Source organism: Bremerella volcania (assembly GCF_007748115.1).
GTDB classification, from domain to species: domain Bacteria; phylum Planctomycetota; class Planctomycetia; order Pirellulales; family Pirellulaceae; genus Bremerella; species Bremerella volcania.
Window position 1 is genome coordinate 4,044,540 of sequence record NZ_CP036289.1, and the last position, 11,741, is coordinate 4,056,280.

Genomic DNA, 11,741 nt, shown 5'->3' on the forward strand with positions numbered 1-11,741 from the left:
GGCGGTTAACCTTGCCCGAACGACTTGACCAGCACTTCGAGGTTGCGCTGACCGAAGATGGTCGATTTGCCATCTTGCAAGCTCACCAGGCAAACTTCCGCCGGGCTGAACAGCAGTGGGTCGATCTGGTAGAAGTCGAACTTCGCGTCGCGCAAAATCTTTTCAAACGGCTGGCCGTACATCGAGGACGTTCCGCTGGGGAGCTTCTCGCCGAACTCGCTCAAACGCTCTGACGTTTCGTTGACCCACAACGTGACCGTGCCGCCGTACAAGATGGCGTCGTTCGTGCGGCCAATGCCCACCACGTCGTCGGCGGCAATCGGCGGCAGCGGAGCGGCTCCGAAGCCGCTGGCGATCTTCGACAGGTCGAACTTCAGTTCGTGCAACTTGTGCAAACATGTCTCAACGCTGCGCGCAACCACCTGCACATGCCCGGCAATGCTGGCCGTGCGAGCGGCCAGTAGAACGAGCTTCTTCGGGTCGACGTGGCAATCCGCGGCGATTTTCTGACAAACTTCATCTCCCGGAAGCTGCGACGTTTCCAGCACGCCTACCGCAACGGGGTAGTCATCGGTCAGGCCCAGCTCCTGAATGACAGGCTCTTTGGCCGCCTTGACCCGCATCGGTCCCGAGCCCATCCCGAAGAAATTCTCGGTTTTGATCTGCCAGCCGGCGTACTGCGATGCGATACAGGCCAGTTCCGGGCGATCGGTGCAGACGTTCACGAACGTTCGCGTTCCCGGAGCATCCCCCAGCGAGAACGACACTTCCCCGAGCCCAGCCAGGCAGATTTCGGCCATCTGTCGCCCAGCTTCAAGCCCCCCTCGCCCTGCGGTGACCCCCAAATCAAGCACTTTCGCGCCGCACGCAAGCTGAACCAGCTCTGCTCCGATTTCTCGCGGGGTTTCAATAATCGGCTGTACCAGGGCATGAGCCCGCTGGTTTAATTCCAAGATTTTCTCCTTGGTTCCTATACTCGTTGCGTGATTTACTTGGGGGCAGGCAGCGGCTTTTCCAGCTCTTGCTGAAAACGGAACACTGAAAACTTCCAACTGGCGAAGCCCCTCCATCATCCCTGCCTTTCCTAAATGCTGCAATGACGCCCCCAGCCGGGTGCCGGCAGTGCTATTGACGCTTTTTGCCGCATTCTCCTATACTCAGTCGCTTGTATGTAAGCATTTTATATGAAACGCTTTAGTAGCAATCCCGCTGCGATCGCGTTTCCCGCAGGCCCCACTCTTAAAGCGTTAAATCAGCGATGAAGTCGGAACGTCGGCACGAAATTCAAGAGAATTCCCTGGCTCACTTTCTCGAAGGTATTGTGGAACAAGCCAAACCTCACGCGACGATGATCGGCGGGGTGGCCTTGGCTTTGTTGCTGGGGTTCGTGGGTTACGTCATCCTCAATACCGATAGCGGTGTGGTAAAGAACGAAGAGTGGAGCGCCGTTTATTCGACTCTCGATCAATCGTTCCGCGTCGGCGAAGACGACGTCAAACGCCAGGAAGTCGCTCAAGAGTTCGCTACGCTTTCGACCGACTTTGGTACTTCGCGTCCTGCCTTGTGGGCCGAGTACTTCTATGGTCAACAGAACCTGACACAAGCCAGCGACCTGGCGTTCAGTGATCCTCAATCAGCCACTGCCGATATCGAGCGAGCGCTCAAGTCATTCCAGAAGGTCTACGACTCGGCCGACCTCCCAGTCCTTAAGGTGAAAGCCCTGTGGGGCATGGCCGAAGCTTACGAACTTCAGGCCACCAAAGAGTCGCTCGCCAAAGCGAAGTCCAACTACGAAGAAGTTATGGTCATCTGGCCTGATACCAACACTTCGCTGCTTGCCGAAGAACGTATCAAGCGTCTCGACAACCAAGGGGTCGATGGCTTCTATGCCTGGTACCGCGATCAAGACTTCGTCGCTCGTGCCGCCGAAGTCGAACGAGAAAACCGGGCTCCGCTGGAAGGTGGACTGCCAGGCATGGACATGAACCTGGAGAACCCGGGTGGTGGCCTGTTCGATACGCCAGGAACAAACAAGCCAGGTGCCGGTAGCGATCCGTTGTTCACGCCGAGCATGGACCTCAAGGGTGCTGGCGGCGAAGGTACCGCTCCAAAGCCATCCTCGTTCACCGAGAAGGAAAAAGAAGCCGCCGACAAGGCAGCCGAGCCAATGGGCGAAGAGAAGGAAGCGGCTACCGAAGAAAAGAGCGAAGAGGCTGCCAAGCCTGCTGCGGAATCGACCGAAGAAGCACCAGCGGAAGAAAAGCCCGCTGCTGAACAACCGGCGCAGGAAGAGGCCGCGGAAGAGAAAGCGGAATAAGCAAACCTCCCCTTCGGCGACTCACGCGATAAAATATCGGCATGGCCACTTACCGGTGGCCATGTTTTCTTTCTTGGGTCTCATTTCATGCGTTATACGGTCGACAAAACAGATGCCGGTCAGCGGCTCGATCAATTCGTTACCCGCCGCATCAAGACGGCGAGCCGCGCCCAGGTACGTTCGGCGATCGACGAGGGCCAGGTCACCATCAACGATGAGGCCACGAAGCCGTCGTACAAGCTTCGCGTCGGGGACGTCGTCGAGTACCCCGAGATCGATGCCCGGCAGGAAGAACAGAAGCCAGAACACGTCGACCTCGACATCATCTATCAGGACGAACACCTGGCAGCGATCAACAAGCCCCCGGGCATGGTCACCCACCCGGCGAAAGGCCACTGGGACGGTACGCTGACCGCCGCGCTTCTTGCGAAGTTCAGTCAACTGAGCGACATCGGCGGGGCCTCTCGACCAGGCATTGTGCATCGCTTAGACCGTGATACGAGCGGCGTGCTGGTGATCGCGAAGAACAACGAAGCCCACCAGGCCCTCACGCAGCAGTTCGCCGACCGGATCACCGAGAAAGAATACCTGGCGATCGTCGCCAACTGCCCGGACCGCGACCGGGACGTGATCAACGAACCGATCGGCCCTCACCCGCGTTATCGCGAGCGGATGTCGATCGTGCGGGACGATCCCGAGGCGAAAGAAGCCCAGACGTTTTACGAAGTTGCCGAGCGTTTTGACGGGTTCGCGGCGTTCAAAGTCTTTCCCAAGACCGGCCGCACGCATCAAATCCGCGTGCACCTGGCCCACATCAAGCATCCGGTGCTGTGCGATCGCGCCTACGGCAATCGGGCGCGAATCACGGTCGGGGAAATCGCACGAACCGACGACGAGCAAATCGTTCTTTCTCGAACCGCGCTGCATGCCCGGCGACTCAAGATCAACCATCCGGTCACCGGCGAGCCGCTCGAATTCGAGGCGCCGATCCCGGAAGACCTTCACTCGACGCTGGTTGTCTTGCGCAAGTACCGCTCGGTGTAAACGCGATCACCCGGATACAGTAGCTGCATCATGTCCGGCGTGCCGATGGCCCGCGTGGTGTAGAACAACTCGCCGGCTCCGTACCCGGCCGTGGCTCCCAGGTAGATCGCGGCTCCCTTCACGCGTTCAAAGACATATGCTTTCTCTTCGGGGAATTGCGTCTGGTAACAGCGGATGCTTTCCAGCTTCCGCTCCAGGCAATCGGTAATGTCGTGCACGAAGCTGCCAGGAGCATCCAGCTTGTTGATCGGTTCGAAGGCGAGCTTGAAGTACAACTGCCGGCCGATGGTATGCACCGGCAGGTGATCGAACTTATCGTCCCACTTCGTCAGCCGCGAATAGAAAACCGCCGCGTCGGTGATCTGCATCGCCTGCCAATGATCAGGCGAAGCCATCGGCGTGCGATCCCCAAACCCAATCACCACCTTGGGACGATACTTGCGGAACTCTTTGGCCAGGGCCACGCGTGCTTCGAAGCTGTCGAACAGCTTGCGGTTGGGCAGGTCGAGCGTGATTCGCTTCTGTACGCCCAAAACCTTGGCGGCCTCGGCGGCTTCCGCGAGCCGCGTTTCCGGGTCAGGCGAACGAGGCGTCGGTTCGCCATCGGTCAGATCGATGATGCCTACCGAATGCCCCAGGTCCGCCAGCTTGGCCAGCGTTCCGCCACAGGCAATCTCGACATCATCGGGATGGGCACCGACCGCCAGAATTTCGATCTGAGGGTATTCTTTTTCGACGTCAACAGTCAACGAACTCTCTCTCCTCTTCGTCCCCTCTCCCCCAAGGGGCGAGGGGACAGGAAAATGTCAGCTCTTCTTCAGCGGCTTCTTAGCGCTTACCAGGAACGTTGGGTTTGAAGCTTCGAAGCGGTGGCGTTCCAACTGGTAGGTCGCGTGCGAGATGTTTACCATCGTGACCTTGGCCGCTTCCATCTCGCTGTCGAATAGCTGATGCACTTCGGCCAGGTTTTCGATGCTGCTCAAGTTGCACACGATGCGGCCACCGGGCTTGATGCGAGTCATCGCTTGTTCGCAGATGCCGCGCACCTGGCGACCGGTCCCGCCGATGAACACGCAATCGGGGTCGGGCAGATCGGCCCAGGCATCGGGTGCTTTGCCGAGCACGGCCTGAACGTTCTTCACACCGAAGGCCTCGATATTCGCGCGAATCAGGCCGTGGTCTTCGGCGTCCATCTCGATCGCGTAGATCGAACCCTTTTCAGCGATCATGCCTGCTTCGATCGAGACGCTGCCGCTTCCGGCACCAACATCCCAGACGACGCTGGAGTCTCCCAGGTCCATCAGCGAAAGCGCGATGCAGCGGACTTCCATTGGCGTCAGCAGACCGCGTTTTGGTTTAGCCTGGCGGAAGACGTCGTCCGGGTTGCCGAACTTACGCTTGCCTACCAGCGACATCGGCCGGTCCGGCACGTCTGGCTTGCGAACCAGGATCATCACATTGAGCGGGCCAAACGTTTGCTCGCTGATTTCTTTCAGATCCCCCTGCGTGACGCATTCGTTCGGCGAACCGAGATTCTCGCAGACGTAGGCATGGAAGTAGTCGAGATCGTGCCCCAAAAGCGTCTTGGCAACTTCCCGCGGCGGGATCTCTTCGGTGGTGAACAGACCGATCGCTTCCGAGATCCGTGCGGCAGCGACCACCGATTCCAGCGGCTGGTTGGCCAGATTCGCCAGGTGGGCGTCGTCCCAGCTTTCTTTGATTCGCGCAAACGCCAACTGCATACTGCTGACGTGCGGAATGACGTGGAAGCGATCTTTGCCGAGCTTGTCGCACAGGTACCGCGAAACACCGTAAAACAGCGGATCGCCACTGGTCAGCATGACGACGTCTTTGTCGCTGTGCTTTTCCAAGGCTTCGACGATCTCGTTCAAGTCACCGCTGACCGGCACCTTCTCGGCGGTGATCTTCTCGACGTGGACCAGGACTTGAGGGTTTCCGATAATGACCTGGGCATCGCCCAAGATTCGCATCGATTGGCTCGTCAGCCCGTCGAGACCATCGTCGCCAATACCTACGATAAATGTTCTGGGAGTGGTACTCACCGATTATTCCAATTCCAAGCATCTGAAGTAGAAAAGACTTGCGTCGATTTTACGAGATGCGACGATCTCTGGAAAGTTCACCCACTCCCTCGCCCCGACGTCCCGTTCTTTTCCAGAAGGCCCCAATCATGCCTACCATCGCGGTCACCGGCGATCACTTCCACTTTCCCCACCAGCAGTACTACGGCATCTTAACCAAGGCCGGGTACGAAGTCCGCTTCATCGATCCTGTGAAAAATAACCTCAACCAGCCGGACACGTTGCTTCAGCAGCTTGCTGGCTGCGATGCGGTCATGTGCAGCACCGAGCCCTACCCGGCCGATCTCCTGGATAAGTGCCAGATTCGCGTCCTTTCTAGGCTGGGAGTGGGCTTCGATTCGATCGACCTGGAAGCGGCCACCGCGAACAACATCGTCGTCTGCCGCACGCCGGGAATTCTGCACGAGTCGGCGGCGGAACAGACACTGGCCTTTCTCTTCGCCATCTCTCGCAACGTCATCGAGCGTGATCGTCAGGTCCGCCAGGGGCATTGGAAACGGACGTGCTGGCCGCGTCTGGCGGGCCAAACACTAGGACTCTTGGGCCTGGGTCTGATTGGTCGCTGCGTCGCGGAGAAAGCTCTGGCCCTGGGCATGAAGGTCATCGCCTACGACCCGGTCGCCGCGCCACACGATGAGATCGAATTGGTGACGCTCGATCGGCTTTGGAGCGACTCCGACATCGTCAGCCTGCACGCACCGTGTACGCCAGAAACGGCGAACATCATCAATCACGTAACGCTCGAGCGAATGAAACGGGGCGTCGTTATCGTCAATACATCCCGCGGAGGGCTGGTCAACGAGAACGCCCTGGCCGAGGCCCTTCAGTCTGGCCAGGTCTTGGCGGCAGGGCTCGACGTCTTCCACGAGGAACCACCGAAGCCGGACGATCCGCTGTTGAAGCTCGAGAACGTCATCCTCGCCCCGCACATGGCCGGGATGGATTTGGAGTCGGAACGGGCGATGGCCACAATGGCCGCGGAGAATATCATCGCCCTGCATCGCGGCCAGTGGCCGGCGGCGAATATCGTGAACCCCGAAGTCAAGCCGACCTGGAAGTGGTGATCTCGGTCCCTCGCAGTCAAGAAACGAAAAACGCCCCAGCATTTGCCAGGGGCATATTTCGTGTGTTCGCTATGCGGAACTTACCACTTAGGCCTGGAACGACGAACCGCAACCGCAGCTGCGGGTAGCGTTCGGGTTGTTGAAGGCGAAACCGCGGCGATCGATCCCGTCGTAGAAATCGACCGTCGTACCGTCGAGGTACAACGCGTGCTTCTTATCGACAACCACTTCGACGCCGTGATAGTCGTACTTGGAATCCTTTTCTTCGTCGTATTCCTTTTCCAGCGTCAGGCTGTACGAGAAACCGCTGCAACCGCCGGCAGTGATACCGATACGCAGCTTGGTGCCTTCTTCGTACTTCTGATCTTCCAGGATTCGCTTGACTTCGCCGGCCGCTTTTTCGGTGATGACGACTGCCATGTTTTGTTCACTCCAGACGTTAAATTAACGCAAACTTGTATGTGTTTATTATTATCGATGCCCCGAAGCGGGGAAAGGGTGCAAATTTTATTGGGGAATTTCCAACGCCCCCATTGTTACCGATTCTACCTCAAAAATCGAGGGTGCGGTCAGCCGAAGCCCTGTTAGGCAATCAGCTTACGTAGTTTATCCACCGCACGTGACACAACGTCAACGGCAATATCGACTTCCTCAGCTGTATTGAACCGGCCGATCCCAAACCGCAGGCTGCTTCGCGTGAGGTCTTCGGATAGCCCAATGGCCCTAAGTACATGGCTGGGTTGGGGATTGGCCGAAGTGCAGGCCGAGCCGCTGGAAACGGCGATTTCACGAACGTTCATCATCAACGCCTCGCCATCGACTTTCTCGACTGCGAAGTTTAAATTACCGGCCAGACGGGCACCTGCGACCGCGAGTTCCGGGCCGTTGAGTTGTAGGCCGGTGATCCGCTCGTTCAGTCCTGACCACAGCCGCTGCCTCAATTCGGCTAACCGCTGTGACTCGCGATCCATTTCGGCCAGGCTCAGACGGACTGCCTCTGCCAGGCCGACGATGCCTGGGACATTGAGCGTTCCGCTGCGTATGCCCCGCTGTTGGCCTCCGCCGAAGATCGCCGGTTGAAGCCGAACCCGCGGATGGCGCTTCCGCACATACAGTCCCCCTATCCCCTTGGGACCGTACATCTTATGCGCGGAAAAGCTCATCAGATCGACGCCTAGCCGCTCGACGTCGACCGGCAGATTGCCCACGGCCTGGGTCGCATCGCAGTGCAACAGCACGCCCTGCTCTTTGCAGATCTTTCCGATCTCGGCGACCGGATGAATCACGCCGATCTCGTTATTGGCAAGCATCACGGAAACGAGCGCCGTATCTGGTCGTATCGCTTCGCGAACTTGCTCGGCATCGAGCATGCCGGCCAGCGGCTGGCCAGCCTGGCGGGGCGAAAGCCGGGTTATCTCAAAGCCTTGGTGCTCCCACTGCTCTAGTGGATCGAGCACCGCTTTGTGCTCGGTCGTGACGGTCACTACATGGTTGCCGCGACGACGACGCTGCGAGAGGATGCCGCCGATCGCCAGGTTATTGCTTTCGGTCGCACCACTGGTGAAGACGATCTCGCTGGCCTCGGCCCCAATCACCGCGGCAATCGACTGCTGCGACGATTCGACGAGTTGATTGGCTTCTTCCCCAAACAGATGCCCGACACTCGACGGGTTGCCGTAGGTCTGGGTAAACGTCGGCAGCATCGCCTCGACGACGCGAGGATCGACTTGAGTAGTAGCGTGATTGTCGAAGTAAATGGGCACTGCGAGAGCCAAAATGGTGAACCGGATCATTAACGGTCACCATTGTACTCGATAGGCGTGCCTGCCAATTAGCCGTAGATCGTTTTCAGACAGATGCTCGACCAAGTCTCGAATTCTTCGAGCTTGGCTAGAAGGTCACCAACCGGGCGGAAACCGGCGTCGAGGATGTCTTCTTCGTTGGGCATCACCTCGGGGCGTTCGATCTTGCAGAGATAAACGACGCCCAGGTGCACGCGACCGACTTCCGATTCGTCGTCGTTGATCAGGCCGGCACAAACCATTTCGTGCGGAGCATGGAAGCTGACTTCTTCCTCCAACTCGCGTCGCATTCCCTGCTGGAAAGGATCTTGGTCACTGTCCGGGGCATCTTCCGACGAGACGTGACCGCCGATACCGACGCTTCGCTTGCTGTGCAGACGCGATTCGCCTTGTCCCTTGCCGCGAACGTACTGAAAGACGTGCTGGGTCCCTTGATCGTCTTTGTATTCGAAGATGACGTAAGGAATGAGCTGCTTGAATTCAGGCGACTTTTCCATGACGTCGCGCGGGCGGAAGCTCATCTGTTCTGGAGTCAGCAGTTGATTCAGGTAAGTTTCGACGTCGTCGTGAAACCCCTGAAACTGCCCGATCTCGTGGAACTTCTCGGTTGGTACCACTAAGACCTGTTCGACTTCCGCTATGCTCATTTCGTATTCCCTTCCATGTGGGGGCTGACTCTGGAACGTTCCACGTGGCTATCGTACCCAATTGCTATCAAGCTATCGACTCCCCCTCTTACGTGCCGCAGGACGACCGAAGAATATATTTTCACGCAAGACGAGAAGATTCGTTTTTCCTTCTCTCACAATAACCATTTCCCGCGATAATTACCCGCGAAATCACCGGAATTCCGAGAAAAGTATATTAAAGCGATTTTCCGCACCATTAACGGCAAAACTACAGGATGAGCATGGCATCGCCGTAGCTGTAAAAGCGGTACTCTTCGTTGATCGCTTCGCGGTAAGCCTGGCGTAGCAGCTCGTCTCCACCGAACGTCCGCACCAGAATCAATAGCGTCGACTTGGGCAGGTGGAAGTTGGTCAGCAGGACATCTACCGCTTTGAACTGATACGGGGGGCGGATGAACAGATTGGTTTTACCCACCCATGGCTTGAGCGTGCCGCTCGCCGCAGCCGTTTCCAGAACCCGCGTGGCGGTTGTTCCCACGGAAACCACGCGACCGCCGTTGGCTTTGACCTCTTTCAAACGATCGACCGTGGCCTGGTTGATTTCGCCGTACTCGAAGTGCATTTCATGCTCATCGATGTTCTCGACGCCGATTGGGCGGAACGTCCCCATGCCGACATGCAGGGTGACGAATTGCCGATCGACCCCTTGGGCGCTGATCTTGTTCAAAAGTTCGTGCGTGAAATGCAGCCCCGCCGTCGGAGCCGCAACCGCGCCGGGGGTTTCGGCGAAGACCGTTTGATAGTCTTTCCAGTCCTCCGGCATCATTTCGCCGCCGCGAATATAGTGCGGAAGAGGGACCCGGCCGACGCGTTCGAGCACGTCAAACGGCGACTCCGAGGTCAGCGGCTTGACGGCCCATTGCCCGCCACCCAGGTTGGCCAGTAGCTCCAGTTCAGTGTCTTCGCGGGCTTCACGATTCTCGAGAATGACCTTTTCGCCGGGCTGAATCTTGCCGCGTGTTTTCGCCAGGACCAGCCAGTGGCCTTGGGGATCGGTTTCAACGAACAACCCTTGCCAGCGACCGCCCGTATTGGCTCTTCGGCCCATCAATCGTGCTGGGACGACCTTGGTGTTGTTCAGCACCAGGCTATCGCCGGCCTTCAGGAATTCCGGCAGGTCTCGCACATGCTGGTGCAAGATTTCCTGCGTCTGACGATTGACCACCAAGAGCCGCGCGTCGGTCCTTTTCTCCAAAGGTTGCTGCGCAATCAAATCGGAAGGAAGATGGTAGTCGTACTGGTCGATATTGGTCATAGAACTCGCAAAACATCAATGAAAAACCGCTGAACGACGCCTGTCCTTTGTGTCGTCCATGGTTGAGTATATGCCGTCAGCGGGGAAGTCGACTAGGCCCGCACATACCGTCATTGGCTGCCAGCACCATGTCCTCAATCCCCAAGCCCATCCTGATCGTCACCACCGAACTGGGCATGGGCGGAGCCGAACGATGCGTGGCCAACGTGGCCTGCGGACTGAATCCGTCCAAGTTCCCGGTGCACGTGGTGGCCCTGGCGCCGCCGCCGGAAGACCCGAAAGATGCGCTGGTGCGGCAGCTTGAGGACGCTCAGATCCCTGTCACATTCCTGGGTTGCCGTACCAAGTGGCAGCTGTTGTCGGCCGTGAATCGGTTGAAGCGAATCATCCAGGTGAACGAGGTCGATGCCGTCTGGAGCTTTCTGTTTCACGCCAATATCGTCTCGGCGATGGCTACCCGCGGCATGAGCATCCGCAAGCTGCAATCGCTGCGAGTCATCGAACAGGGGAGTTGGCGTCGAAGATTTCAATCGTGGGCTGCCCAGCGTGCCGATCGCGTGTTGTGCGTCAGCGAAGGGGTTCGACAGTTTGCAGCCAAGACACTTCGCGTGCCGGAGTCCAAACTTCAGGTCATTCCCAACGGCATCGACGTCGACTCGATCGTACCGACAACCTATGCCGAACCCGTCGATCGCAAGCATCGGATCGTTGCCGTGGGACGTCTCGACGATCAAAAAGGATTCGACTGGTTGATCTTTCGCCTTGCTCAGTTGCTGCGCGAGAAACCGGAGTGGGAACTGGTGATCATCGGGGACGGCCAGCTTCTTCCGGAATTGCTGGTACAGATTGAATCCGAAGACCTGAACGACTCTGTCAGGCTTGTTGGCTGGCAGGACGACTTGCCCAGTTGGTTTCGCGAGAGCGAGATCTACGCGCTCAGTTCCCGCTGGGAGGGGATGCCCAATGCGTTGATCGAAGCGATGGCCCATGCCTTACCGGTGATCGCTACCGACGTGGAAGGCGTGCGTGAACTACTTTCTGGCGAACTCGCCGTGCAAAAAGTTAATCACTGGGAAATGCCCGAAGCGGAAGCGCTGCTTCGCCGACTAATCGAGGACCCAGCCCTTCGCCAGCAGCTTGGTCAAGCCAATCGCCGGCAGATCGAAACACACTTCTCGCTTCGCCAAATGATCCAGTCTTACGAAACCACGCTGGACGACGTACTTTCCGGCCCATCACCGAAACGCTAGCAGTCCGTTTCGGTAAGCTGCAAAACTTTTTCCAGCGGGGGGCTTCGTCGCAACTCTCGCGATGGCCAATCGTTAATCACGCTAGCGTAATTTGCTAGCAAAATTTTCGAGCGTGTTTCTGGATTGACGAAAAATGTGCACCGAATATCCTCAATCACATGCTCATCAGGCGACATCGATTGTTGATGTTTTGCTGAACAACAGTTTATCAACTAACA

Annotated in this window: 11 protein-coding genes; 4 read left to right on the plus strand and 7 right to left on the minus strand. The window is 57.8% G+C overall.

All coding sequences use genetic code 11. The annotated features are described in order from the left end of the window. Positions 1-5: 5 nt before the first annotated feature. Positions 6-953 carry a methenyltetrahydromethanopterin cyclohydrolase gene (gene mch / locus Pan97_RS16040; RefSeq protein ID WP_165698796.1) on the minus strand — a complete coding sequence of 316 codons (948 nt, stop codon included), beginning with the start codon at positions 951-953 and terminating at the stop codon, positions 6-8. 305 nt (positions 954-1,258) lie between these two features. Here mch and Pan97_RS16045 point away from each other — a divergent pair, with 305 nt between their 5' ends. After that, positions 1,259-2,317: a tetratricopeptide repeat protein gene (locus Pan97_RS16045; RefSeq protein WP_144974256.1), complete on the plus strand. Its 1,059-nt coding sequence runs from the start codon at positions 1,259-1,261 to the stop codon at positions 2,315-2,317. An 87-nt stretch (positions 2,318-2,404) separates the two neighbouring features. After that, entirely contained in the window at positions 2,405-3,361 is a 957-nt protein-coding gene (locus Pan97_RS16050) for an RluA family pseudouridine synthase (RefSeq protein ID WP_144974259.1), read from the plus strand. Here Pan97_RS16050 and Pan97_RS16055 read toward each other — a convergent pair. Next, a complete protein-coding gene (locus Pan97_RS16055) occupies positions 3,319-4,110 on the minus strand; it encodes a PIG-L family deacetylase (RefSeq protein WP_144974261.1) in 792 nt (263 codons plus the stop codon). The two genes, Pan97_RS16050 and Pan97_RS16055, sit on opposite strands and share 43 nt — an antisense overlap. Positions 4,111-4,167: 57 nt before the next feature. Beyond that, complete coding sequence (gene cbiE, locus Pan97_RS16060) at positions 4,168-5,424, minus strand: precorrin-6y C5,15-methyltransferase (decarboxylating) subunit CbiE (RefSeq protein WP_196782120.1); 1,257 nt, start codon at positions 5,422-5,424, stop codon at positions 4,168-4,170. A 128-nt stretch (positions 5,425-5,552) separates the two neighbouring features. Between cbiE and Pan97_RS16065 the strand changes: the two genes are divergently transcribed. Further along, entirely contained in the window at positions 5,553-6,527 is a 975-nt protein-coding gene (locus Pan97_RS16065; RefSeq protein ID WP_165698797.1) for a phosphoglycerate dehydrogenase, read from the plus strand. A gap of 87 nt (positions 6,528-6,614) precedes the next feature. Here Pan97_RS16065 and Pan97_RS16070 read toward each other — a convergent pair whose 3' ends face one another. The 4 genes from Pan97_RS16070 to queA form a co-directional block, all read right to left on the minus strand. Then, positions 6,615-6,947, minus strand: a complete 333-nt coding sequence (locus tag Pan97_RS16070) for a HesB/IscA family protein (RefSeq protein WP_105358952.1) — start codon at positions 6,945-6,947, stop codon at positions 6,615-6,617. A gap of 164 nt (positions 6,948-7,111) precedes the next feature. Further along, complete coding sequence (locus Pan97_RS16075; protein ID WP_144974265.1) at positions 7,112-8,320, minus strand: cysteine desulfurase family protein; 1,209 nt, start codon at positions 8,318-8,320, stop codon at positions 7,112-7,114. Positions 8,321-8,358: 38 nt separating this feature from the next. Continuing rightward, positions 8,359-8,976, minus strand: coding sequence for a phosphoesterase (locus Pan97_RS16080; protein WP_144974267.1), 618 nt, complete (start codon positions 8,974-8,976; stop codon positions 8,359-8,361). Between the two features lie 250 nt (positions 8,977-9,226). Further along, positions 9,227-10,273, minus strand: a complete 1,047-nt coding sequence (gene queA, locus Pan97_RS16085) for a tRNA preQ1(34) S-adenosylmethionine ribosyltransferase-isomerase QueA (RefSeq protein ID WP_144974269.1) — start codon at positions 10,271-10,273, stop codon at positions 9,227-9,229. Between the two features lie 128 nt (positions 10,274-10,401). Between queA and Pan97_RS16090 the strand changes: the two genes are divergently transcribed. Then, complete coding sequence (locus Pan97_RS16090; RefSeq protein WP_144974271.1) at positions 10,402-11,523, plus strand: glycosyltransferase; 1,122 nt, start codon at positions 10,402-10,404, stop codon at positions 11,521-11,523. Positions 11,524-11,741 lie beyond the last annotated feature (218 nt).

What these genes read in the sequence shown, in the direction of transcription:
- Pan97_RS16045 (WP_144974256.1), top strand. Translation starts at nt 1,259, where the DNA reads ATGAAGTCGGAACGTCGGCACGAAATTCAAGAGAATTCCCTGGCTCAC.
- Pan97_RS16050 (WP_144974259.1), top strand. Translation starts at nt 2,405, where the DNA reads ATGCGTTATACGGTCGACAAAACAGATGCCGGTCAGCGGCTCGATCAA.
- Pan97_RS16065 (WP_165698797.1), top strand. Translation starts at nt 5,553, where the DNA reads ATGCCTACCATCGCGGTCACCGGCGATCACTTCCACTTTCCCCACCAG.
- Pan97_RS16070 (WP_105358952.1), bottom strand. Translation starts at nt 6,947, where the DNA reads ATGGCAGTCGTCATCACCGAAAAAGCGGCCGGCGAAGTCAAGCGAATC.
- Pan97_RS16075 (WP_144974265.1), bottom strand. Translation starts at nt 8,320, where the DNA reads ATGATCCGGTTCACCATTTTGGCTCTCGCAGTGCCCATTTACTTCGAC.
- Pan97_RS16080 (WP_144974267.1), bottom strand. Translation starts at nt 8,976, where the DNA reads ATGAGCATAGCGGAAGTCGAACAGGTCTTAGTGGTACCAACCGAGAAG.
- queA (WP_144974269.1), bottom strand. Translation starts at nt 10,273, where the DNA reads ATGACCAATATCGACCAGTACGACTACCATCTTCCTTCCGATTTGATT.
- Pan97_RS16090 (WP_144974271.1), top strand. Translation starts at nt 10,402, where the DNA reads ATGTCCTCAATCCCCAAGCCCATCCTGATCGTCACCACCGAACTGGGC.